Here is a 26,234-nt window from a genome sequence, read left to right as displayed (position 1 = left end):
ATGAAGATTACATTCCTAAAAAGTCTGTTAGTTCTCGGTGCATTTTTGTGCTTTGGATCCATACAGGCACAAGAAGTATCTGGAACTGTTTCAGATGCAAGTGGACCTTTACCAGGAGCTAGTGTTCTTGAAAAAGGAACAACGAATGGTACGCAAACTGATTTTGACGGTAATTACACATTGACCGCTGAAGAAGGTGCTGTACTTATTGTTAGTTATATCGGCTACAAAACTCAAGAAGTAGCAATTAACGGTAGAACTTCAATCAATGTTACTCTTGAAGAAGATGCGCAAGCGTTGGAAGAAGTTGTAATTATCGGTTACGGAACAACCACAGTGAAAGATGCAACCGGTTCTGTATCTTCTGTTACATCAGAAGATTTTAACGGAGGTATTATTTCATCTCCAGAACAATTAATACAAGGTAAAACTGCTGGTGTTCAAATTTCACAAGCTAGTGGCGAACCAGGTGCTGGTATTACATTGAGAATTAGAGGCGCTGGTTCTGTACGTGGAAACAATAGCCCGTTGTTTGTAATTGACGGTGTACCTGTATCAAACGAAAGTGTTTCTGCTTCAGGTGGAGATTTAGGTGCTGGTAGTAGTGGTGCAAAAAACCCATTAAACTTCTTAAACCCTAACGACATCGAAAGCATGAGTGTCCTTAAAGATGCTTCTGCAACGGCTATCTACGGTTCTAGAGGTGCAAATGGTGTAGTTGTAATTACAACTAAATCTGGAAAAGGTGGAGGTACTTCAGGTCAATGGGGCTTCTCTAGTACTTTGAATATTGCAACAGTAGCAAATAAATATGACCTTTTATCTTCTGATGAATTTGTAGAAAGAGGTGGTGCTGACCTTGGTGGCTCAACTGACTGGCAAGAATATCTTTTTAGAACAACAGCTTCTACTGACAACAACCTTTCTTATTCTCAAAACTACGGATCAGGTAATGTTAGAGCTACATTTGGTTACTCAAAACAATTTGGTATCATTGAAAACACTGATTTTGAACGTATTTCAGGTAGAATAAACCTAACTCAACGTTTTTTTGACAATAAGCTAACATTGAACGCTCAAGGAACGGTATCTAGAATTAATGATAGAGCACCTTTTATTAGTAGAACTTCAGGAAGTACTGGAGATTTATTAGCTGCTACTTATTATTCTAATCCTACATTAAATGCTAATCCAAATATTGGAGCAGATCCAGATAGAAATCCTGCAAATCTTTTAACGTATTATGACGATAACTCAAATACTGACAGATTTCTTGGAAATGTATCTTTAAATTATTCTTTTACCGATGAACTTTCTGCTAAAATTAATTTTGGACTTGATACGTCTGAATCAACAAGAGGGCAGGTAGTGAGCCCAAATATTCTTGGTTTTACAAACGGTGTAATTGGAAACGGTCGTGCAGTTGTAAGCAACTTAGATACGGATAGTAAATTAATGGAACTTACCATTAACTATAACAAAGAATTTGAAAATTCTAAATTAGATGCACTTGTAGGTTATTCATTTCAAGATTTTAATAGAAGTGGTCAAAATTTAGTTGGTCAAGGGTATAGTACTACTGATATGAATCAAATAATTTCGGTTACTGAACAAGCTTATGAAGACACTCGTAACCTTGCAAGTAATTATCAAGGTTACGGTATTGGTACTTTCAATGATCTTCCTGGAAACGGTGATCAATTCCGAATTTTAGGATTGACTCCAAACATTAACTCAACTACGAGTGGTAGTTTACCAAATATACCTATCACTGCATTCTCTGTAGACACTTTTGATTTTACAGATGAATTACAATCTTTCTTTGGTAGATTGAATTATACTCTTCATGACAAATATTTATTTACTGGTACGGTAAGAGCAGATGGCTCTTCTAAATTTGGTGATAACAATAAATACGGAATTTTTCCTTCTGCAGCTTTCGCTTGGAAGCTTAATCAAGAAGATTTTATAAATGATGAGACTTTTTCAACTCTTAAATTAAGAGCAAGTTGGGGTATTACAGGTAACCAAGACGGTCTTGGCTATGGTGCATACTTAAACAGAACAAGATGGGATGGTTTAGGTATTGGAAGTAATTCTCAATTATCAGCACCTGCTACAAGTGAAGTAGCATTTGCCAACCCAGATCTTAAATGGGAATCTACCACACAATACGGTTTAGGTTTTGATTTTGGTTTCAATAATGATCGTTTTACTGCTACTGTAGACCTTTACAGAAAAGAAACAAATGATATTCTTTTAAATTTACCAGCAGTACAACCGGCCACTTCTCCTTTTGTGTTCCAAAATATTGACGGAACCATTGTTAACCAAGGTGTTGAATTAGGGCTTGATTATGATCTAGTTGCAACGGATGACTTTGTTTGGAATGCTAATTTCAATATTTCTTACAACCAAAATGAATTGACCGACTATGATGGCCCAAATATTCAAGCTGGTAATTTATACGGACAAGGCTTAACAGGTACAACATCTCAAGTATTAACTGATGGAAAACCTCTATATACTTATGAGTTACGTTTGGTTGACGAAAATTTCCAAGTAGATACGGATCCAACTATTCTTGATAAGTCTGCATTACCAAAAATAGTTTCTGGTTTATCTACTAGTATGAGCTATAAAAACTGGGATGCATCGTTATTCTTTTCTGGGCAATTCGGTTTTTATGTGTATAACAATACAGCAAATGCATTATTTGCAGCACCACAAATTGGAAGTAGAAATAATTTACGTAGCGTTTTGGACGATAATATCTCATTATCAGCCACTAACCCAAGTACATTCTTTTTAGAAAAAGGCGATTTTGTAAGACTTCAAACGGCTTCTATAGGGTATAATGTACCATTAAGTGGTGAAGGTACATTTAAAACTATGCGTTTAAGTGCGGTAGGTCAAAATCTATTTTTGTTAACAGGCTACAGTGGATTAGATCCTGAAGTTAGTACTTCAGATATTCCATCTAATGGATTCCCATCTGCTTCGATAGACTACCTATCATATCCAAGACCAGTAACTTTCAGTGTTGGATTTAACGTTACATTTTAAAAATAAAAAAATAGGATTATGAAAAAAATAGTAAATTATTTATGTTTCGCACTCCCAATAGCACTGGCATTTTCTTGTACAGACTTAGAGATTGAGCCTACAGATTCTTTGATATCTGAAGGTTTTGCAGGAGTAGCAAACGTACAAGGTGAAGTTGCAAATATTTCCAATATAATCGCTGGAGGTAATTTAGGTAACCAAGATGGTCTATATGCTTTAAATGAAGTAACTACAGATGAATATGTAGTAGCTACAAGGGGTACAGATTGGGGAGATAATGGTAGATGGTTAGCCATGCACCAACATTCATGGAATGCAGACTTACAAGATATACGTTTATCTTGGCAAGCTTTGAATAGTATTACAATTAATGCTACACGTGTAATTGATCCAGGTAGTGTTTCTACTGCCGGTGGTGATGTTACTGAATTGAAAGCTGAAGCAAGATTCTATAGAGCTTGGGCGATGAGCTGGATTTTAGATATGTGGAGACAAGTACCTTACAGAAATGTCAATGCACCTAATAGTGAAATACCTTCTGTACTTACAGGTCAGGTTGCAATTGATAGTATTGTTGCAGATCTTAATATCGCGATTAGAGATTTACCACAAGTTACTGCGGGTAACGGAATTGAATTAAAGCAGACACCAACCAAAGCAGCTGCAAACCATTTAATGGCTAAACTACACTTAAACAAGCATATTTATTTGGAGACTTCTCCTGATAATGCAGATATGCAAGTTGTAATTGATGCTGTTGACGCGATTGAAGCTGATGGATATACTTTAGCAGCAGCTGGAGATTTCTTTGATATTTTTAGACCTAGTAATGATGTAGAAACTATTTGGTGGTCACCAGCAGCTACTGGTCCTAGAATATGGAATACGTTACATTACAACTTAAACTTTCCAGGATCTAACGATGGTGGAGGATGGAACGGTTTCGCTACACTTTCTGAATTCTATCAATTATTTGAAGGTGATCCTGATACTAATTATGTTGGTGATGGTCAAGAAGAAAGAAGAGGATGGGTTCCAGATGCGGAAACTGCAAATGCAGACAACTTAGGTATAGGATATGGTTTTCTTATTGGTCAACAATATGAACAAGATGGTACCCCATTAACTGCAAGAGACAATGTTGGTAGTGTTCCTTTAGTATTCACTAAAGAAGTAACAAAAGCTGAATACACTGCACCTGCAGATAACGCAGTATTAGAAACTGATGGTACAAGAATGATTAAATACCACCCTAACGAAGAAGGTGGAGATCAAAGAGCACATACTGTACGTTATAGATTTGCTGACGACTACCTAATGAGAGCTGAGGCTATGTTCAGAATGGGGCAAGACGTTACCGGCATGATTAATACATTAAGAGTTATAAGAGGTGCAACTGCACTAGGTTCTGTAGTTGAATCTGACCTTTTAGCAGAACGTGGTAGAGAAATGTATGCCGAATTAACTAGAAGACAAGATTTGGTAAGATTTGACGAGTATTTGAGAGCATGGAATCTTAAAGATGCTACCGATGTTAGATCTATAATATTTCCTATTCCTTTTGCAGATATATTAGCTAATCCTAATTTGGTTCAAAACCCAGGATACTAAGCATATATAATTTAAAGTTTAAGTTGAAAGGCCTCCAATTCATTTTGGAGGCCTTTTTATTTTCAATATCTAATAAAAATAGTAATCAGCACGCATTATACGTCGTCTAAATCATGAAGGATTATTTTGAGCTAATGCATTCAATAGCAATGCAAGCTCAAAAAAATACCTACTAAACACTCGTTTGACTAGAATGATTTGTTTGGGCAGTGTAAAAAATGAATACGACTCAATTCATCTAAGAATAAAAAAACTAGGTATATCGAATCTATAATTGCTGACCCACAGGCATTACTATCATAATCATGGCTTACAAATACGGAAAATAGCTTTTGTAGGACTTAATAGCATCCTTCTTAACATTTATTACTAGCCGTATTCTATAATTTTAAAAAAGTATTACAGATACCGTATCAGTAATAGGCTATAGAAATTTTAAACACCTCTAACTTCTTCAAATTCTCAAATCGCTCTAAAGTCATTAAATTCGAAAAAATTAAGAGATTACTCCTAATTTAAAATGAACATTTTATTGGGCGCAAATAAAAAAACGCAACATTCTTTTATTGCTTTTGCATAAAGGAATGTTGCGTTTTCTATACAATTATATAGCTTGAATTTTCCAAACTCATTTAGAAAAACTCCTAAAAGTAAAAGCTACAATTTATTATAGACTATGATATCTTATCTAAAAATAATATAAGTGCTTATTACAATTAGTGTAATAATTAAACCTACAGGCTTTACATACTTCCAACTTGTAATATCGACCTCATTTGTATATTCCTGTATGTAATCACTAGCTCTAGGTTTTAAATAACCTATTACCAACATTAAAGTTATTGTCAGCACAAAAGTTATCGCTTGTACATGCAACATATGTGGTAACCATTCTACCCCAAGACCTCGTTGCATAAATATATAAATAACATAAACTACAACGGCAAATACTATCCCTACCTTGGCTGCTATAGCCGGTACTCTTTTCGTTAAGAACCCTATTACAATTACCGATAAAATAGGAATACTATAAGCACCGTTTACCTGTTGCAAATAACCAAAAAGACCATCTGATGCATAATACAGAAAAGGAGCTAAAACCATTGAAAATAATGCAAGTAATACACCAAAGCGTTTTCCGACTGAAACGACTTTACTTTCTGAAGCATCTTTATTTACATACTCCTTGTAAATATCTAAACCAAATAAGGTAACACAACTATTTAAAGCACTATTGAAAGAACTAAGTATTGCTCCAAAAAGTACTGCAGCAAAAAAACCAACCAAAGTAACAGGCAAAACAGCTGCCACTAATTTAGGATAAGCCTGATCTGCTCTATCCAATTGACCATCAAACATATGAAAAGCTATAATACCAGGTAAAACCACAATTAATGGACCTAAAATCTTAAAACAGGCAGCAAGCATTACCCCTTTCTGACCTTCCTTCAAGTTTTTTGCCGCTAGAGCCCTTTGTATTATTTGCTGATTGGTACCCCAGTAAAATAATTGTACTAAAACCATACCGGTAAATATGGTAGCAAAAGGTATACTTGAAGATTCTGAACCTATTGCATTAAACTTTTCTGGATGCTCGGTCGTAAGTTTTGACAAACCTCCTAAAATACTGTTATCATCACTAATAGCGTATAATCCGAATATTGGTATCAACAAACCACCTATCAACAACCCTATAGCATTAATAGTATCAGAAACCGCAACAGCTTTTAAGCCTCCGAATATGGCATAAATACTACCTATGATACCTATACTCCAAACACATACCCATATTGATGCCCATTCAGAAATTCCCAATTTAGCAGGTAAATCGAACATTCCACTAATAGCTAAAGAACCAGAGTACAAAACTATAGGCAAAAGAACAATTGCATACCCACTTAAAAACAACCCAGATGTCATTGCCTTGGTAGTAGTGTCAAACCTTCTTTCTAAATATGTTGGTATGGTACTTATACCTCCTTTTAAATATCTTGGCAACAAGTAAATAGCACAAATTACCATTGCAATAGCTGCCAAGGTTTCCCAAGCCATTACTAAAATTCCATCACTATAAGCATTACCGTTCAGACCAACAATTTGCTCTGTAGATAAGTTGGTTAACAACAATGACCCCGCTATGACTCCTGCTGTTAAACTACGCCCTCCAAGAAAATAACCGTCAGAAGTTTGTTCGTTTGTTGATCTTGTTGCGAAATATGCAATTACGGCCACCAAAATGGTAAAGCCTAAAAAAGATAAAATTCCTATCATTGGTTGAGTTGTTTGTTGTTAAGTCAAGGTTAAATATATTGGATTATTTCCATTACTTCTAAAAACTTGGTGCAAAATCTCATTATTCATATTAAACGACCAATCCTATAACGTTTTCTTTAAATTTTAACGCTGACTTTTACTAAATAAGCTTAACAAATAGTAGGTATTTGGCTATATTGCAAATTAATTTTGAACGAACTATTACAAAGGTTACTAACTCAACTTTAATAGCTTACAAAATAACTCAAAGTGCTATTTTAAACATACTCAAGAATGAACTCTAATTTGCTTAAACTAAGCTGTCTTGGTTTATTTTTCTCTCTCTTATATTCTTGCGGATCTAAAGAAGATGCAAATACATCAGAAGAAAAAAAAGAACCAACATTATTCACCCTTTTACAACCCGAAGAAACAGGTATTTCATTTGTAAATAAAGTTGCCAACTCAAAAGAATTCAACATATTTAAATACCGCAACTTTTATAACGGTGGTGGTGTTGCCATCGGAGATATTAATAATGATGGATTATCGGATGTTTTTCTGACCGGAAACATGGAGCCTAACAAACTTTTTCTTAATAAAGGTGATATGAAATTTGAAGATATTTCGGAAACCGCTGGAATATCAGGAAATAAACCTTGGTCTACAGGTGTTGTGATGGCAGACATCAATAATGACGGATTTCTAGATATTTATGTGAGTAATGCCGGTAACATGGAAGGCAACAACCATGACAACGACCTATACATCAATAACGGAGACGGTACTTTCACCGAAAAAGCCCATGAATATAATTTAGCAGAAACAGGGTTCTCTACCCACGCATCTTTCTTCGATTATGACAAAGACGGCGATTTAGATGCCTACATTCTAAACAATAGTAATATTCCTGTTAGCAGCCTTGGGTATGCAGAACAGCGCGAAGTTAGGGCTCAAGATTGGGAAGGTGTACCAAAAATATTTAGAGGTGTAGGGGATATGCTGCTAAGAAACGATAACGGTAAATTTGTCGATGTTAGCGAAAAAGCAGGCATCTACGGTAGCCTTATCGGTTTTGGTCTTGGCGTCATGGTCGTAGATATTAACAATGACCTGTACCCAGACATATATGTTTCTAACGATTTTTACGAAAGAGATTATTTATACATCAACAACCAAGATGGCACTTTTAGAGAAGAAGTTCAAAAATGGACAAATCACTTGAGTTTATCTGCTATGGGTGTAGATATGGCTGATATCAATAATGACGGACTTACAGATATCTTCATTACCGATATGCTACCTGAACCAGATCAACGTGTAAAATCTGTTATGGAATTTGAAGGTTACAACATTTTCAAGCTAAAGCAGAGCAAAGATTTTCATCAACAGTATATTCAAAATACCTTACAACTAAACAACGGTAATGGTTCTTTTTCTGAAGTCGCCTATTACAGCGGTGTTGAAGCTACTGATTGGAGCTGGTCTGGACTCTTATTCGACATGGATAATGATGGACTAAAAGATATTTATATTACCAATGGCATTAATCATGATCTTACCGATTTAGATTTTATAGATTTCTTTGCTAACGACATTATTCAGAAAATGGCTTTGACTGGCAGAAAAGAATCTATTGATTCTATCATCAACAAAATGCCTGTTACGCCACTACCAAACTACGCCTATCGTAACAATGGCGACATTACCTTTAGTAATTACAACAAACAATGGGGATTTGAAATACCGAGTCGCTCAAACGGTTCTGCATATGGTGACCTAGATAATGATGGTGATTTAGATCTTGTGGTCAATAACGTAAATATGGAGACTTTTGTGTACCGCAACAATTCTGAATCGCAATCTAAAAACAACTACATAAAGTTAAAATTCGATGGTGCCAATGGTAACAAATTTGGAATAGGGACCGTTGCGCGCCTATACTACCCAGATAATATTATCGACCAAACACTGATGCCTTCTAGAGGTTTTCAATCATCAGTAGAATACCCTATGACTATCGGTTTGGGCGCTACAGAAATGTTAGACTCCATTCGCATTATATGGCCCAATGACGCGACAATGAAATTGAAAAATGTAAAAGCGAACCAAACCATTACATTTAAGCAAGAAGAGGCAAAAGAGATATTTAAAATCAAAAAAACAGAAACCCCTACTCTTTTAGAAACTATTGAGAATAATACCTTTTTAACCCATAAAGAGAATAGCTATATGGATTTTGATAATGAGGGATTAATTTCTAAGTCCTTAGCAGAAGAAGGACCTGGTTTAGCGGTTGGGGACGTAAATGGCGATGGCAATGATGATATTTTTATTGGCGGAGCAAAAAACCAAGCTGGTGCATTATATCTACATAATGGTAATGGATCACTTTCTAAACCTATTGTAAAATATTTCGAGGCAGAAGCCCTATTAGAAGATACCACTGCATCCTTTTTTGATTCAGATAATGATGGCGATTTAGATCTTATGGTCGGTACTGGCGGTAACGAATTAGGCATGCAAGGCAATTACGGAATTCGACTTTACCTAAACGACGCCAAAGGTAATTTCTCATTGAGCACAAACAAACTACCAAGTATCAATAAAAATGTTGCCGTAATCGCTCCTTCAGATTTTGATGCAGATGGTGATATTGATGTTTTTGTTGGCTCTAGAAGCGTTGTTGGCACCTATGGCATAAATCCTGATCACCTATTTATATCAAATAACGGAGACGGAACTTTTACTGATATTACTGAACGCGCTGCTTATGATTTAAAAGATGCGGGTATGGTAACTGATGCTAAATGGATTGACATTGATGGCGATGGTAAAGATGACTTAGTAACAGTATCTGATTGGGGTAGCCCAAAAATCTACAAAAACTCTGGCAGAAGGCTTAGCGACTCAAAAAGTTCTCTAGACAGCCTTAGTGGTTGGTGGGGTGCTGTTGAAGGGTATGACTTAGACAATGATGGCGACCAAGATCTAATTTTAGGCAACATGGGTAGCAACCTCCATTACAAACCAAAACCTGGGCAACCCATGAAAATGTGGGTGAATGATTTTGATAATGATGGTACTATAGAACAGATTACTACTCAAAACTACGATGGCGGTGATTATCCTCTTCACCAAAAGAAAGAATTAACAACCCAAATTCTTGCGTTGAAGAAGAAAAATATTAAAGCTTCTGAATATGCTTCTAAAACCATACAAGAGCTATTTCCAAAGAACGTTATAGACAATACTATACTAAAACAGTCTAACATTTCTGAGTCAATAATTGCGATAAACGATGGTAATGGCAACTTTACTATTAAAATATTACCACCTCAAGTTCAATTTTCATGTATTTGTGGTATTCAATGTCTTGATGTCAATAAAGATGGAAACTTAGATTTGGTTATGGCCGGGAATAACTTCGAGTTTAAACCTCAATATTCTAGGCTAGATGCCAATTACGGAAATGTTCTTCTTGGCGATGGAAAATTGAACTTTGAATGGCAAAATTATTCTGATAGTGGTTTCTATATTCGCAATGAGGTAAAACAATTAAAAATAGTAAAAGACAAAAAAGGCAATCAATTCATTATTGCAGCTATCAATAACGACACTCCAAAAATGTATCGACTACATGAAAAATAACATACTATACCTATGTTTATTGATATTACTGATTGGTTGTACCGAAAATTCTGGTGAGTTGTTCGTAAAACATTCTACAGAAGAGACAGGTATAACTTTTGAAAATACACTTACAGAATCTAAAGACCTTAGTATTTTAGATTACCTCTATTTTTATAATGGTGGTGGTGTCGCTATAGGCGACATTAACAACGATAGCCTACCTGATATTTATTTTTCGGGCAATCAAGTAAAGAATAAATTATACCTAAACAAAGGTAATTTACAGTTTGAAGATATTACCGAAACAGCCGGTGTCGCAGGAAATAGTTCTTGGAATACAGGCACCATAATGGGCGATGTTAATGGTGACGGACTTCTAGATATTTATGTATGTACTGTTGTCGGGTTAAACGGTTTTAATGGTTATAACGAGCTTTTTATAAACCAAGGCGATACCACTTTTAAGGAAAGTGCCGCTGAATATGGATTGGATTTTGAATCGTACAGTTCTTCGGCTGCTTTTCTAGATTACGACTTAGATGGCGATTTAGATATGTATCTTCTTAATCATGCCATACACACACAAGATTCTTATGGTAACGCACAAATTCGTTACAAAAGGGTATATGAAACTGGCGATAAACTACTACGGAACGACAGTGGCAAATTTATAGATGTTAGTGAAGAGGCTGGTATTTATGGTGGTGTAAATGGATACGGATTAGGAATTGCAGTTTCTGATTTTGATCAAGACGGATATCCTGATTTGTACATTGGCAACGACTTTCACGAAGATGATTATTACTATTTAAATAATGGTGACGGTACCTTTAAAGAAAGTCTTAAAGAAGCATTTGGGCATACCACCAGATTTTCGATGGGTAGCGATGTTGCTGATATTAACCATGACGGGCTGCCAGATTTAATTTCTTTAGACATGCTAGCTAAAGACGAAATTGTATTAAAATCATCTGAGGGCGATGATGATATTCAAATTCAAAAAATGAAAACCGAAAAATTTGGTTATCACAATCAGTATACTAGAAATATGCTATTTGTTAACCAACCAAATGGTGAATTCTTAGAAACAGCTTTACAAAGTGGTGTGGCAGCCACAGATTGGAGCTGGAGTGCGCTATTCGGTGATTATGATCAAGATGGGGAACAAGATTTATATATTAGTAATGGCATACCAAAACGTCCAAATGACTTAGATTACATCAATTACATTTCAAATGATAATATGCAATCTAAGATCAACAATACTAATCTTGTAGACCATAAAGCTCTTACAATGATGCCTTCTGGTTTTATAGGCAACATGATTTTTAAAGGAGCTGCAGACCTTAAATTTATAGATGAATCTAAATCTTGGATAACTCAAGATACTATTATTTCTGGGGCTACTGCCTATAGTGATTTAGATAATGATGGCGATTTAGATTTAGTAACCAACAATCTATTTAGTCCGGCAAATATTCAAGAGAACACCACTAACAGCAAACGAAACTGGCTAAAAATTAAACTGAACTTTTCTGATAAAAACAAATTCGGCATTGGCACCAAGGTATTTTCATATGCCAACGGAATTCAACAGTTTAAAGAAATGTATACCGTACGTGGATTTCAAGCCTCTTCTGAACCCATTATACATTTTGGTTACGACGAACTTAAAAATATTGATTCGTTAAAAATTATATGGCCAGATAAAAGTTATCAATTGGTAAAAAATATCGCCGTCAACCAAACACTTTATCTTAGTCCTGATAAAGTACAACCTTTCGACTATTCTTCTTTACACCCTAAACAGCAGAACCTATTTCAAAAAACATCGAACAATATAGGCATAAACTACACACACATTGAAGATGCCTACAGCGATTATTTACGCCAAAAGCTTATTCCTTATCAAATGTCAGATAGAGGTCCTGCTGTGAGTATTGGTGATTTAAATGCTGATGGAAAAGAAGATATTTTCTTTGGAGGAGCTAAATATATTCCGTCGCAAATTTACATACAAGGGGATTCCACTTTTCAGTTAAAAATTTACCCTGAAATTAAAAAAGACAGTATTAAAGAAGACATCGCTTCTATAATAGGTGATTTCAATAGTGACGGCAAAAACGATATCATAGTAGGTACAGGCGGGGCAGACTTCTTTAATGAAATGAAGCCATTAACTGAGTCGTACTATATAGCAAGTGATAGCACTTTTACTCAAAATGAATTTCCTGAGTTATTTGAGAATGCATCTGTCCTTCTAAAACTAGATTATGATCATGATAATGATTTAGATATCATTATCTGTAATCAATCTATCAGTGCCGATTATGGAAACAAACCTAACAGCTATATTTTAGAAAATGAGAATGGCAATTTTAATGTAGCGTCAAATCCGTTTGAGAACTTAGGTATGATAACAGACGCTATTGTTACCGATTTCAATAATGATGGTTGGGAAGATATATTATTTGTTGGAGAATGGATGTCACCTAGATTTTTTCAAAACAACCAAGGTGAATTTGAAGAAACAAATCCATTAGAAAATGAAGACATTAATGGCTTATGGCAAGCTGTTACTAGTTTTGACATTGATGGCGACGGAGACCAAGACTACCTTTTAGGCAACTGGGGAATCAATACCAAGTTTACAGCTTCACAAAAGCATCCGATGAAAATGTATTACGGTGACCTTGATAAAAACGGAGCAACGGAAACTATTGTCAGCACCTATAAAGACGGTAAAGACTACCCCATAGACGGATTAAAAGAATTATCAAGCCAATTGGTTTCTCTTCGAAAAAAATTCAATACCTATAGTGCTTTTGCAGGAAAATCGATGGAAGAAATTCTTGGCAAGGAAATGTTACCAAACGCAGAAATTCAAGAAGTACATACCCTAAGTTCAGGTTATCTACAAAACAATAATGGCAAGTTCACTTTTGTGCCATTTAGTTATCAATTACAGTTGGCACCCATTATGGCATTTTTAGCATATGATTTTAATGGTGATAACAAAACCGAAGTACTCGCTGCAGGAAATTATTTTGGCGTAAAACCATATCATGGTCGTTTTGATTCTTTTCCAGGGGCATTGATAAGTACTGGCAACAATGTTACCTTAGCGAATGAAATAGGACTCGATTTAACAGGAAAATCGATTCGAAGCATGAACATTATAAACTCAAACAACAACACATACCTTTTGCTTACTTTTAATAATGAAGCAGCAGAAGTGTATAGCATTCTCAAACCATAGTACAATGAAAAGGTATTTAATCATCTTAATCGCAGGGGTATTATTAGCGAACTGCACAGAAAAGAAGCAAGAACCCATAGTAATATCTCCTGATCAATTACACAACTCTATTGACAAGATTATAGATATCATGATTCATGATATATTCTCTCCACCGGTAGCGAGTAGAATATTTGCTTACCCCAATATTGCAGCCTATGAAATTGTTGCCCAAGTAAACCCTGATTATCAATCATTAGCAGGTCAACTAAAAGATTTAAAACCTATACCTGCGATAGATACCGTTTCAGGTATAAATCCTCAATTATCTGCTTTAATTGCGCACATGAATATTAGCAGACAATTGATATTCTCTGAAGATAAATTTGATGTTTTACAGGATAGTCTTTTCACACAATGGAAGTCAATGAACGAACCTGAATTCGAAGCTTCTAAAGCATACGGATTAAAAGTTGCAGACCATATTAAAGAATGGATGGGCAAGGACAATTACAGCCAAACGCGTACCATGCCAAAATTCACTGTAAATACAGACGACCCTACCAGATGGCAACCAACACCACCAGCCTACATGGATGGTATTGAGCCGCACTGGAACAAAATTCGCCCTTTTATTATAGATTCAGCTTCGCAGTTTAAACCAGTTCCACCACCACCGTTTTCACTAGAAAAAGACTCAGATTTCTACAAAGAACTTATAGAAGTTTATAATATTAGCAATGACATCACAAAAAACGGTGACGAATCTGACGAAGTTGCCATTGCTAAATTCTGGGATTGTAATCCGTACGTTTCCGTAACTAGAGGTCACCTCATGTTCGCTACCAAAAAGATTACCCCAGGTGCACATTGGATAGGTATTACAAAAATTGCCAGTAAAAAAACCAATAGTAATTTCGACGATACTGTTTTTGCCTATACAAAAACTTCAATGGCGATTGCTGACGGATTTATTAGCTGCTGGGATGAAAAATATCGCAGTAATTTAATTAGACCAGAAACGTTAATTAACCAACATATAGACGAGAATTGGAAGCCTATTTTACAAACACCTCCTTTCCCTGAATACACAAGTGGACATAGTGTTGTTTCAGGTGCTGCAGGAATTGCTCTTACTAGCATTTTTGGTGAAGATTTTAGTTTTGAAGATGATACCGAAACGCCGTATGGCCTGCCTATTAGAAAATTCAATTCTTTCAACGAAGCCGCAGATGAAGCCGCTATTAGTAGAATGTATGGCGGTATTCACTACAGATCAGCTGTTGAAGTCGGTGTTGGTCAAGGTCGAAAAATTGGTGCACTACTGAATTCTAAAATTAAAATGAAGAAAAATTAATTTTTAGCACATTTTAAATCATCATGAAAAAAGCGCTTTCAATTACAATTACCATTATTTGTATTGGTTTACTTTGGTATTTTTTCATAAAGCCACAAGATTATCAAATAAGGGTCGTAGCCAAAACCTTTCCAGGGACAATAAATCAGTCATTGAAAGCCTGGAATACTTCATTTAACAATGCTTCAATTAAACAACTTGAAGACATAAAACATCTCAAGCAAACTATAGTATCTGGAGATTCTACCCATACGTATACATGGAATATTTCCCCAATTAATGACTCTACCTCTCAACTTAAGGTAGATGTAACTGACAAAGACAATAGTTTCAAAAATAGATTATCAATTCCCTTTACAGACACCGATTTTGAAAAGGGGTCAAGAAAACTTGTTACTGATTTTATGTCATATTTAAATAAGCATAGAAAAGAATTTAAAGTAACTATTTTAGAAGAAGAGGAATTACCATCAACCTATTGCGCCTGTATTAAACACAAAACTATTCAGACGAAAAAAGCTACTGCAATGAAAGACAGTTATCCGTTTTTGAACTCTGTACTTGTAGGTAATGGTTTGCAACTAAATGGCGTTCCTTTTATTGAAATTATAGACTGGAACATTAACAAAGACAGCCTTATATTTAATTTTTGTTATCCAATAATAAAACCTGATTCTCTTCCGGTTATAAAGGATATTAATTATAAAGAATTTAAAGGTACAAAATCTCTTAAAGCTATTTATAATGGGAATTATATAACCTCAGATAGAGCATGGTACGCGCTATTAGATTACGCTGACAAAAATAATATAAAAGTAAGCCCTAAACCTGTAGAATTCTTTTATAGTAATCCGAATATGGGTGGTGATGCTTTATATTGGAAGACCGAGGTATTCATGCCAATAGCAGAATAATATGAACAAATTAATTGTAACGACTCTTGTATTATCAATTACACTTATTTCGTGTAATAATTACGGGCAACTTAAAGTGATTGCAGACCTACCCGGTAGTTTAGATGAAAATTCTGGTCTAGCAACATACAATGACTCTACCTTATGGGTTATTGAAGATGCCGGTAACAAAGACGAAATTTACCAGATAAACTTTAAAGGGGAAATTCTTAAAAGTTTAGAGGTTAAAAACGGTAAAAATCATGACTGGGAAGATCTCACCAAAGATAAAGCTGGCAATCTCTATATAGCTGATACCGGTAATAACGTTAATGACCGTAAAAACTTGGTCATTCTTAAATTACCAAACCCGACTATTGAACCAGGCGATAAAATTGACGCTGAAAAAATCGAGCTACGCTACCCTGACCAAAAAGACTTTCCACCAAAGAAAGATCATCTTTTCTATGATTCAGAAGCTATTTTCCACCATGGCAACAAATTGTATATTGTAACTAAAAACAGGTCAAAATCGTTTACCGGTGAAGCCCATATTTATTCCGTACCTGATACCAAAGGTAATTACGAAGCTACTCTAGTGGGCTCGTTTACACCTTGTCCAGATTGGAAGATTTGCCAAATAACTTCTATTGACATATCGCCAAAAGGCGATAAAATTATAGCACTTAGTTACGGTAAGCTTTTCGTTTTCACAGATTTCACTTGGGATGATTTCTCTAAAGGAAATATGCAAGAAATTGATTTAGGTGCCCGCTCTCAATTAGAATCTGTTTGCTTTCTTAATGACGACACCCTACTAATTTCTGATGAACAAGCACACGCTGAAGGTGGAAATCTTTACACCTACTCTTTAAAATAACTGGTTTATCTAAAAACCGAACCCTAGTCCGAAAGTAAATCTTGGTCCGTCTTCACTAGCGAATATGGCTGTGTTAATAGAAATGATATCAGAGGCATTTAAAAAGAACCCTCCGCCATATGAAGTGTGCCAACGACCAGAACTCATTTCAGGCATCCATACTCTACCGTAATCAAACCCGCCAAAAAGACCCATTGCTGTTGGTAATAATCTGGTACGTTTCTTTTTTAGACTAAATCTTATATCTGTATTCTGATAATACGATGTTTTACCGGTAAAACGTTGATTTCTAAATCCGCGAAGTCCATCTAAACCACCAATACTTGCGGCTTGGTAAAATTCGTATTCATCGCCAATATTAAAATGTGCTTTCCATTTAGTTGCTAATACCAACCTACCATTGGGTATCAATTTGTAATCAAAACCTAGGCTAGGAATTATGTAACCAAAACTTCCTCCTTCTTTTGAAAGGTTCTCTTTATATCCAGCTTCTAATGATGATTCCATCCCTAAGGTTGGGAATGCTTCATTATCCCTATTTTCATAAGTATAGGCAGCATGAGCACCAACAAAATCACTATTCGTCTCTTCTCCGTTCTGTTGATAAAATGTATTAATGAATCTATCGTTGGTTTCTTCAACACTAATATTTTCATAAGACACGCCTAATTTCACCTTTGCCCCTAATTGCCCTCTCCAAACCAATGAAGGCGAAAAATCTATCTGTCGTAGTTTTACCCTATTATAATCTAGTTCTAAATCGTCATCAAAATTTTCAGTATTATTCCCAAATCCGAAGAAATTAATGGCAAAATTCGGACTCGTAAATCGTGCTTTCAACTCAGCATTCCAATTTTCGAATACATGTGCAAATTCACCTTGATACTTAAAATCAAATCCGCTAGTCGCAAAATAATAAGATGCGGCAAAAGTATGTTGTTGGGTAAATGGATTCTGCCTAAAACCGTTATATGTATAGGTATTTACGAAACCTATTCGCATACCATCATCTGGGTTAAACCCTATCGTAGGGATAATTTGGTTGAAACTATTTCTCAACTTTAACGGCTGGTAGGTGTTCAACTCATAATCATCTGACAGTTTTACTTTTGCACCACCAGTTTCTTCAAACGTATTTTTCTTACTTTTAAAATCATACAAAGCGACATTTCTACCATCTTCTACCCTATAAATATCATTATTATGACCACCAATAATTCTGACTTTGACACCAGCGTAATTAGACGGATTTTTAACCTCGAAAATATCATCGTCATCTAAACCAAATACCCATAGTTCTTTTGTATCTTCTTTTGTGAATACCTTATAATAAAACAGACGCTTTTTCTTATCGCCAATATTTCTAAATACTTTTACTTCGGTTTCTTTATCGTTCAGTCTATTGATCTCAAACCAATCATCTTTATCTGTACCTGCAACTACAGCATATTTATTTAATATCTGGTAGTACTCATTAGCAGTTTCTTGAATATGGCTTAACCGTGCCAAGAGAATTTCTTTAATTTCATCTACCGTTTCATCACGAACTTCTACAGGAAAAGATTTAAATGCCTGATCAATATCACTAGGGGTTAAGTTTTCTTGTAGGTATTTTGCCTGCGCCATCCACTGACTTTTTTCGGTTTCACCTAACAATGTTAAGTCTAACACATAGGTCATAGGCGAAGAGTTGAATCCTTTTACACTTCTAATATCTTCATTAAAACCTTCCATTAGTCGTAAGCCAGGTATAATACGAGTAGCTATTTTCATTAATGCACCATCGCCCATTTTCGAGAATACCTGATCACGATCTCTAGGTATTGGTCTATACACAGTTTTACCTTTTTTCTCATCTTTAAATTCTGCCCAACGCCATTGATCAACATGTCGATCCCAATCGCCAAGAATCATATCAAAAAGTCGTGCTCTCAAATAAAGGTCTTTATCGACTTCGTATTTTTCATCATCTCGAAGGTCTTCAAGCATACCATCGGTACTGGTTAAATTATTTGAATACCCAAAACTTGCTAAATCTCCATGACCATCGCCTGTATGCTCTTCAATCATATACAACTCATCACCAAATGTCTCATTATACTCTTTTAATGCTGGTTGTTTAGGCACGTAATACAGTACAGGATTGGTATGGTAAACACCAACAGCATCTGACAAACCAGCTGTTGTAAACGGACCATAGGGGTGTGATCCCGTATAAAAGTCTTGTAATATTTCTTGAGTATAGGTCTCCTTTAAATCGTCAAGAACATATTGATCTTGAAATGCCATCGACTGCAAATACAATTCTGCGCTTTTTCTTAAAGCTCGCATTACATACTCCCTACCGTCTTTTGCACGTAAACGCAATGATTTTGATTGGTGTCCGCCTCCTTTTTTAACAGGTTCCAAACCACCCATCAAAGAATCTAAATTTACAGTCGGCACTTTCACTTCTGTACCATAATACTCGCGGTAACGATCACCCCAAATTCCTTTATAAAATCCGCTTTTATCAATTTCTTCTTTGGTATACACAGAAGCTTTAACACTATCAGGAAACTGACCGGTAAATTCACCTATATATTCTTTTTTAGTTGGCGGTAATACTTCATTGGTAAACAAAAACTCTTCGCTCTCATCATCGTCTACGCCATAAAAACGTACTCTAGATGAACCATCGGTGTATACTTCTAAAGTCGCATATCCCATTTTACCGGTATTGAACTGAGAACCGTTCAACAATCGCGTAAAACCTTCTTTCGACCCAGAACCACTTACAATCTGCGGAGTATTATTTTCAACCAAATATTGCAAAGTATGCTCATGCCCAGATGCAAATATTACACGATCAGAATATTGTGCCAAGGTTGTTACCCTATTCATCAACTCTCTATATCGTTTGTTGTTTACATCTTCAACAGATGCACCCGAAGTACTTCTAAGCACATTAATAAAGCTTCCTAAAATAGGCAAAGGCACTGCCATTTCTTTAGGATAAAATTGTTTTCTCATTGAATATTGACCACCGTGCTCTCCATAACTATTACTAGGATGATGCATTGCAATAACCGTTGTGCGGTCGCGAAAGCCTTTTATCGCATCTTCAAGCTCTAAGAAAAACTTTGCTCTACTTTTTATATCACACTTATCATTAATATCTGGGCGATTGTCCCAATTGGTCAAATACCATTCTGTATCTATGGTAATTATAGCAACATCATCACCTATTTCCACAACATCAATAGGGCATCCGTTTTCTGGTAAAAAAGGATCCTTTTCTTTTTCTTTAAGGGCTTTCTTAATATAATTCTCTTCCCTTTCAAGACCTACTAAACCTTCTGTATACCAATCGTGATTACCGGGTATAAAAAGTGGTCTTCCCTTAAAATCATTCAATGTATTCAACTGCGCATCTAAATGATTTTTTGCTGTTCTATATGCTTCAGTAGAATCTTTAGGGTCTGGTAGCCCAGCTGGGTAAATATTATCACCTAAAAATATTGCCGTACTGTTCTTATCTGCCTTATTTAATCTATTCTTGAATATCTTTAATGCAGGATTCATTCCGCCCATTGGTGATAAACCCGCATCACCAATTAAATAAAAAGTATGTGAAACTTCTTTTGAATCGGTTACATCTACAGCATATTTTTCATCTACATATTTAGTATTGTACGTAGCACAGCTAGTAATGAATATAAAAACCGACAGATATGCATATAATTTTTTCATAGTAACGTTGCCCTCTTTAAAATTTTGTAATTTGGATATTTCAAATCCATTTCTTCTATGTCAAAAATCTTAGATAACTCACAACAATTTGTAATCGACTTACTTACCAATCATTTGGATAAGAAGTTTCTATACCATAATCTAAGACATACACAAAGAGTCGTTAAAAGTACTAAACAATTACTTGATTCATGTTCTCTATCCAATCAGGATAAAGAGCTTTTAGAAATCGTAGCCTGGTTTCACGATACGGGATTCACAAAAGGAATCAATGAACACGAAGAAAGTAGCTGCGAAATTGCAGAGAAATTTTTAACTGAACAGGGCTATAACAAAGACGGAATTGAAAAAATTAAATCGTGTATACGCGCTACAAAATGGGATGCAAAGCCGAATAATTTAATGGAAGAAATTATACGCGATGCCGACTGTTCTCATTTTGCACAGAGCAGCTACCTAGAAACTTCTGATCTACTGCGTGAAGAACTAAAGCTTTTCGGAGTTAAGAATTACAGCCAAAAAGAATGGCTAGAACTCAATATACAATTATTCAGAACCGATCACCAATACTATACAGATTACGCCAAAGAACATTGGCTTGAGAAAAAAGATAAGAATTTAAGAAAACTGATAAAAGAAAAAAAGTCTGAAAAGAAACTTGCTAAGAAAGAGAAACTTAAAGCGCAATTTAAAAGCGAAAGTCCCGACCGAGGCATACAAACACTTTATCGTGTAACACTAAAAAACCATATTACACTTAGCGATATTGCAGATACCAAGGCGAACATTTTATTATCTGTAAATGCCATTATTATTTCTTTAGCACTATCTAATCTTATCCCTAAATTAGACAACCCTTCTAACGATTACCTTATTTACCCTACCGTAATATTTGTATTCTTTAGCGTCGTTTCTATGGTACTAGCTGTAATGGCCACAAGACCAAATGTTACTAGCGGTGAGTTTACTAAAGAAGATGTCGCCAACAAAAATGTTAACTTATTGTTCTTCGGCAACTTCCATAAAATGGCATTAAGCGAGTATGAATGGGCAATAAAAGAAATGCTAAAGGACAAAGATTACATCTATAACTCTTTAACTAAAGATCTCTATTTTCTTGGAATAGTTCTAAATAGAAAATATTCACTTTTACGTTGGACCTATACTATATTCATGATTGGCATGATATTATCTGTAATAGCATTTGCCGTTTCATTTAAATTCTTTGGCCCTGATCGTAAAATACAATTACTAAGTGAAGTTTTATTCTTTTAAAGCATCCATTAAATCTTGGTACGTATATGTCTTTTCAGGTTCTTGTTCTCTTTGATATAGAATCTCTGCACGTATAGCTTTTAAACCAGATACACCCTGCAGACCTTCTAGCTCTACAATTTCTATTTTATTGGTAAAACAGCCTTTAGACTTTAAGAATTTGATATATCTTAGATATTCTAATTCATCTTTCTTTTGAGAATACACAATAGAAAGCACCCCTTTTTGAGTTAATCTCTCGTCAGTTCCTTTTATGTACGATTTATCGATTCTCTTTTTTATTACCTCATAACGTGCATTATAAGTACCATCAACATCAAACTGTTTTTCATCCATTCTAAAGCGAATAGATAATGATGTATTATACACCAATATCAGCGAAGCGGCATCTAACTGTACCGGTAATTTTGGCTTTAGTGCGTAATGTGCATTTTCCATTTCAACCATTACCTGTAATTGCCATAATCTTAAATTATTAAGGTATAATGGATTATATTCCTTGCTTTCTGATATTGAAGCACCAATGTATAGATTATGTTCTACACCATCTGTTTTGTAACGCTCATAATAATGAGGAAACATTGCCTGTGCACTTTCTTGTCTTTTATCAATAACAGATGAAAGCTTTTTATTGATTAATGTTACACTTTCATCATAGTTCTTTCTATGGTCATAGTAAGAGCCCGTACCCATATCAATTTTAGACTCATATTTTAAAATATGCTTCTCTATGTCTTTATTCGATTTTTTAAGGTGCTCAAAAACAGGAGATATTTCGTCATGAACAAAATCAAAAATAGCCTGCTCGCTATTCGTATAAAGCATTTCCTTTATACTTTCTAGATGATTATTTACCCTGAAAATTAATTCCTCATAGATTGGCAGATCCCATGTTTTTACAGCAATATTCAACACATTATCTATTTCTGAAAGCTGTATCATTAAATCGCGCTGAATGGCTAAATTTCTAGCTTGCGAAGAATCTTTAATATCTATTTGACCAAATAGCGGATAGACATCTTTAAAAACGATTTCTTTAAATGAAGGAGACCTACCTTCAGTTTCGTCTAACATGAATTTTTTAGCCTCCTCTTGAAACTTCCAATAAACCGATGAATGCACAGAAGTACACTCATTCTGTATAATAGCGTCTATTCTATTATTTTCTTCATTTTTGGCACGTACTACAGCAGAGACAATAAATGGCAATACATCATCTAGCTTTTGGGCATTTACACCATTAAGCACACCCTTCTTTTCAGATACGATTTCTAATACCCCTAAAAGATTATTTTCATAAGCTATAGGAGCAAAAATGGCACTTTGTATGCCCTGCTCTTTCAACCCCTTGTACGGATTCATATTCCCAGATTGCTCTACTTTACGATCCATATCGGTAATAGTAAAATATGAGTTCCTATCAATTAATTTCTCATATGAATCTTCACATAATGCACTTTTACAGTTCATATGATGCTCACCACCTAATAGAAAACTTTCAAAGCCCATACCTGAGACTTCTTCAAACTCATTGTTCTTAGCATCAAAAGATGCAAAACCTACTTTAATATTCGGTAATCTAAAAAACGACTTAAAAGTTTCCTGCAAATCGTGCATGAAATTTGTTGGCTGTATCGTATTCTTAGAAATCAATTTTGACTTAATATTCGAAATTGCCTGTTCCATAGTTACATCGAACAAATTGGCAATTACAAAACCTTTGGATATAAAACTCTCTGGCGGAATCTTCTCCATCCAAAGCTTAATATCATTTGGACTAGCCAATAATTCATCAACATCTTCTTGTGTAACTTCTTTAGATTTATCGGTAGGGATTATATCAATAAAATCTGCATTGTATAAAATACGATAATGGCGCATTACCCCATTTGCATCTGGAATGTCATAAAAATAAGGGCGACTAAAATCTAAATGATAACCGTAGTAATAATTTAACACCACTACACAGCTCATGATATAATCCATATCATCGCCAACATTTCTTAATTCTGGCACATAATTATCACCCGCTTCTTCAATAATTTTTTGAAACCGGTTTGAAGACTTTATGATCATATCTTGATAAGGTAACGTTGCTACCTTTATCTCGTTACCACTTAACGCTTCTGTAAATGTATCTTGTAGAATACGATTAATAAGATCTTTGTTCTTCTCTAATAAAGTAAAATCTGAAAAACCATCTCGCAGCTCAGGAAAACCTTTTTCAATAGATAATATTCTTTCAGCAGTAGCCGCCAAAAAAGGATCATCACCCTTCAAATGTTCATCATACTTCTCTAGAAGTTTTTCAAAACTTATGAGGTGCTTAACCGGCATTATCTTTCTCTCGTGCTTTCCCATGGTTCAGTTAGTCTACTAATTGTGTGTAAAGTTACAAAATATACCAAGTTTTTTAAGGCTCTAAGCCCTATGGTTGACTGGATTTTCGGATATTTAACGAAAAATAGCCCATGTCATCGGATAGTAGACTTACTAGAGCTTACAATAATGCTAAAGTTATTCCGTTCGACGACTCTTCTAAATTCATACTTTTTAGCGATTGCCATAGAGGAGACAACAGTTTTGCCGATGAATTTGCCAACAATAGAAATATCTATTATCATGCGTTAAAATTCTACTATGCTGAAGGGTTTGATTACTGCGAACTTGGTGATGGCGATGAACTTTGGGAGAACATTCATTTCGAGTCTATTTTTGAAGCGCATAAAAATGTATTTAAGCTCTTAAAGCAATTTCATTTAGAACATAAACTGCATATGATATGGGGCAATCATGATATGGTCTACAAAGATGAAGCCTATGTTAAAAAACACCTTTCTAGCTATTTTGAGCCTATAGACGACAAAGACAAATCTCTTTTTGAAGGTATAAAATATCATGAGGCACTTATTTTAAAACATAAAAAAACCCAACAAGAAGTTTTTCTTACCCATGGGCATCAAGCAGATTGGTGGAACTACACTTTTTGGCGCTGGGGACGATTTTTGGTACGTGTTCTTTGGAAGCCCTTACAAGTTTGGGGTATTGCCGACCCAACTTCACCCGCCAAAAACTACACAGAACTTATAAAAGTAGAGCGTCGTACAAAAAAGTGGATTCTAAAAAATGACTTAAAAATTACCGTTGTAGGCCATACGCATAGACCACGTTTTCCTGAGCCTGGTGATATTCCTCTTTTTAATGACGGTAGCTGTGTTCACCCAAGAAGTATTACCGGTATTGAAATTGAAAAAGGATGCATTTCGTTAATTAAATGGCAAATAAATACTACTGATGACGGCACATTACGAGTAGTTCGCATTTTATTGGAAGGTCCGCAAAAACTAAAAGATTATATCGAAAATAAATAAGCTGAAAAACGCTTCACTATCTCAAACAGCACTTTCCTAACAATTATTAAATACTTACTAATAAAATCATTTTAATAAGAATACTTACTTAATAAGTCAATTTTATTTTAAATTAACCAATAAATCATTAAAATAATTGTGACTTTATTAAAATATTGGTTTCTTAATAAGTACAATCAATTAAACCTTATTAAAATGAAAAAATTTATTGCAGAGTTTATCGGCACACTTTGGCTGGTATTAGGTGGTTGCGGTAGTGCCGTACTTGCCGCAGGTTATCCAGAACTAGGTATTGGCTTTGCCGGCGTCGCTTTAGCCTTTGGTTTAACCGTAGTTACTATGGCATACGCCATTGGTCATATTTCTGGCTGTCATTTAAACCCAGCTGTAACAATTGGCGTTTGGGTAGGCGGGCGTTTTGATGGAAAAGATGTTTTTCCATATATCGTTGCTCAGGTAATGGGCGGTATTGCAGGTGCAGCCATACTTTTTCTTATAGCTTCAGGTAAATCAGATTTCGTTTTAGGCGGATTTGCTTCTAACGGATTCGGAGAACATTCACCTGGCGGATACAGTATGACTTCTGCTTTAATCATAGAAGTAGCTATGACGTTTATGTTCTTATTTGTTATTTTAGGTTCTACCTATACAAAAGCACCAAGAGGATTTGCCGGTTTGGCAATCGGTCTTTGTCTTACACTAATACACTTAATAAGCATACCTGTTACCAATACATCGGTAAATCCTGCACGTAGTACAAGTCAGGCTTTATTCGCTGGTGGTTGGGCTATAGATCAACTTTGGTTATTTTGGCTAGCACCTATTGTTGGAGCTGTTTTAGCCGGAATAGTTTACAAAGCTATTTCACCAGAAATAACTGATAAATAATAACTTTTTTTTAGTTCAAGCTCATCATGTTTAGTTT

Annotated in this window: 13 protein-coding genes; 10 read left to right on the top strand and 3 right to left on the bottom strand. The window is 35.2% G+C overall.

What is annotated here, in order from left to right; translation table 11 throughout:
• Positions 1–3,066: a SusC/RagA family TonB-linked outer membrane protein gene (locus tag ACJJVT_RS18700; protein ID WP_405400753.1), complete on the top strand. Its 3,066-nt coding sequence runs from the start codon at positions 1–3 to the stop codon at positions 3,064–3,066.
• 18 nt (positions 3,067–3,084) lie between these two features.
• The gene (locus ACJJVT_RS18695) at positions 3,085–4,677 is read left to right on the top strand and encodes a RagB/SusD family nutrient uptake outer membrane protein (RefSeq protein ID WP_405400752.1); all 1,593 of its coding nucleotides are present in this window, start codon (positions 3,085–3,087) and stop codon (positions 4,675–4,677) included.
• Between the two features lie 684 nt (positions 4,678–5,361).
• Here the strand turns inward: ACJJVT_RS18695 and ACJJVT_RS18690 are convergent.
• A complete protein-coding gene (locus tag ACJJVT_RS18690) occupies positions 5,362–6,948 on the bottom strand; it encodes a solute:sodium symporter family transporter (protein WP_405400750.1) in 1,587 nt (528 codons plus the stop codon).
• Between the two features lie 276 nt (positions 6,949–7,224).
• Here ACJJVT_RS18690 and ACJJVT_RS18685 point away from each other — a divergent pair, with 276 nt between their 5' ends.
• From ACJJVT_RS18685 to ACJJVT_RS18665, 5 genes are read left to right on the top strand one after another with little or no spacing between them, the layout of a single operon-like run.
• Positions 7,225–10,581 (top strand): VCBS repeat-containing protein, encoded by a 3,357-nt coding sequence (locus ACJJVT_RS18685; protein ID WP_405400748.1) that lies wholly within the window; start codon positions 7,225–7,227, stop codon positions 10,579–10,581.
• A complete protein-coding gene (locus ACJJVT_RS18680) occupies positions 10,571–13,822 on the top strand; it encodes a VCBS repeat-containing protein (protein ID WP_405400746.1) in 3,252 nt (1,083 codons plus the stop codon). Before ACJJVT_RS18685 ends, ACJJVT_RS18680 begins: the two co-directional genes overlap by 11 nt.
• Positions 13,823–13,826: 4 nt before the next feature.
• Positions 13,827–15,158, top strand: a complete 1,332-nt coding sequence (locus tag ACJJVT_RS18675; protein WP_405400745.1) for a vanadium-dependent haloperoxidase — start codon at positions 13,827–13,829, stop codon at positions 15,156–15,158.
• A gap of 23 nt (positions 15,159–15,181) precedes the next feature.
• Positions 15,182–16,072 carry an AraC family transcriptional regulator gene (locus ACJJVT_RS18670; protein ID WP_405400744.1) on the top strand — a complete coding sequence of 297 codons (891 nt, stop codon included), beginning with the start codon at positions 15,182–15,184 and terminating at the stop codon, positions 16,070–16,072.
• A 1-nt stretch (position 16,073) separates the two neighbouring features.
• Entirely contained in the window at positions 16,074–16,931 is an 858-nt protein-coding gene (locus tag ACJJVT_RS18665; protein WP_405400742.1) for a hypothetical protein, read from the top strand.
• Positions 16,932–16,940: 9 nt separating this feature from the next.
• On the opposite strand, the gene ACJJVT_RS18660 is transcribed toward ACJJVT_RS18665, so the two are convergent.
• Positions 16,941–20,663: a metallophosphoesterase gene (locus ACJJVT_RS18660; protein WP_405400741.1), complete on the bottom strand. Its 3,723-nt coding sequence runs from the start codon at positions 20,661–20,663 to the stop codon at positions 16,941–16,943.
• A gap of 57 nt (positions 20,664–20,720) precedes the next feature.
• Here ACJJVT_RS18660 and ACJJVT_RS18655 point away from each other — a divergent pair, with 57 nt between their 5' ends.
• Entirely contained in the window at positions 20,721–21,938 is a 1,218-nt protein-coding gene (locus tag ACJJVT_RS18655) for a Pycsar system effector family protein (RefSeq protein ID WP_405400739.1), read from the top strand.
• Here the strand turns inward: ACJJVT_RS18655 and ACJJVT_RS18650 are convergent.
• Positions 21,927–24,299 carry a GAF domain-containing protein gene (locus tag ACJJVT_RS18650; RefSeq protein WP_405400738.1) on the bottom strand — a complete coding sequence of 791 codons (2,373 nt, stop codon included), beginning with the start codon at positions 24,297–24,299 and terminating at the stop codon, positions 21,927–21,929. The two genes, ACJJVT_RS18655 and ACJJVT_RS18650, sit on opposite strands and share 12 nt — an antisense overlap.
• A 110-nt stretch (positions 24,300–24,409) precedes the next feature.
• Here ACJJVT_RS18650 and ACJJVT_RS18645 point away from each other — a divergent pair, with 110 nt between their 5' ends.
• Complete coding sequence (locus ACJJVT_RS18645) at positions 24,410–25,309, top strand: metallophosphoesterase (RefSeq protein WP_405400737.1); 900 nt, start codon at positions 24,410–24,412, stop codon at positions 25,307–25,309.
• 195 nt (positions 25,310–25,504) lie between these two features.
• Positions 25,505–26,197, top strand: a complete 693-nt coding sequence (aqpZ, locus tag ACJJVT_RS18640) for an aquaporin Z (RefSeq protein ID WP_405400736.1) — start codon at positions 25,505–25,507, stop codon at positions 26,195–26,197.
• Positions 26,198–26,234 lie beyond the last annotated feature (37 nt).

This window comes from Maribacter sp. Asnod2-G09, assembly GCF_045063795.1.
Taxonomy (GTDB): domain Bacteria; phylum Bacteroidota; class Bacteroidia; order Flavobacteriales; family Flavobacteriaceae; genus Maribacter.
The sequence above is the reverse complement of the archived record's forward strand: the minus strand, read 5'-3'. Positions and strand labels throughout refer to the sequence as shown.

What these genes read in the sequence shown, in the direction of transcription:
- ACJJVT_RS18655 (WP_405400739.1), top strand. Translation starts at nt 20,721, where the DNA reads ATGTCAAAAATCTTAGATAACTCACAACAATTTGTAATCGACTTACTT.
- ACJJVT_RS18685 (WP_405400748.1), top strand. Translation starts at nt 7,225, where the DNA reads ATGAACTCTAATTTGCTTAAACTAAGCTGTCTTGGTTTATTTTTCTCT.
- ACJJVT_RS18680 (WP_405400746.1), top strand. Translation starts at nt 10,571, where the DNA reads ATGAAAAATAACATACTATACCTATGTTTATTGATATTACTGATTGGT.
- ACJJVT_RS18650 (WP_405400738.1), bottom strand. Translation starts at nt 24,299, where the DNA reads ATGGGAAAGCACGAGAGAAAGATAATGCCGGTTAAGCACCTCATAAGT.
- ACJJVT_RS18695 (WP_405400752.1), top strand. Translation starts at nt 3,085, where the DNA reads ATGAAAAAAATAGTAAATTATTTATGTTTCGCACTCCCAATAGCACTG.
- ACJJVT_RS18700 (WP_405400753.1), top strand. Translation starts at nt 1, where the DNA reads ATGAAGATTACATTCCTAAAAAGTCTGTTAGTTCTCGGTGCATTTTTG.
- ACJJVT_RS18675 (WP_405400745.1), top strand. Translation starts at nt 13,827, where the DNA reads ATGAAAAGGTATTTAATCATCTTAATCGCAGGGGTATTATTAGCGAAC.
- ACJJVT_RS18670 (WP_405400744.1), top strand. Translation starts at nt 15,182, where the DNA reads ATGAAAAAAGCGCTTTCAATTACAATTACCATTATTTGTATTGGTTTA.
- aqpZ (WP_405400736.1), top strand. Translation starts at nt 25,505, where the DNA reads ATGAAAAAATTTATTGCAGAGTTTATCGGCACACTTTGGCTGGTATTA.
- ACJJVT_RS18690 (WP_405400750.1), bottom strand. Translation starts at nt 6,948, where the DNA reads ATGATAGGAATTTTATCTTTTTTAGGCTTTACCATTTTGGTGGCCGTA.
- ACJJVT_RS18665 (WP_405400742.1), top strand. Translation starts at nt 16,074, where the DNA reads ATGAACAAATTAATTGTAACGACTCTTGTATTATCAATTACACTTATT.
- ACJJVT_RS18645 (WP_405400737.1), top strand. Translation starts at nt 24,410, where the DNA reads ATGTCATCGGATAGTAGACTTACTAGAGCTTACAATAATGCTAAAGTT.
- ACJJVT_RS18660 (WP_405400741.1), bottom strand. Translation starts at nt 20,663, where the DNA reads ATGAAAAAATTATATGCATATCTGTCGGTTTTTATATTCATTACTAGC.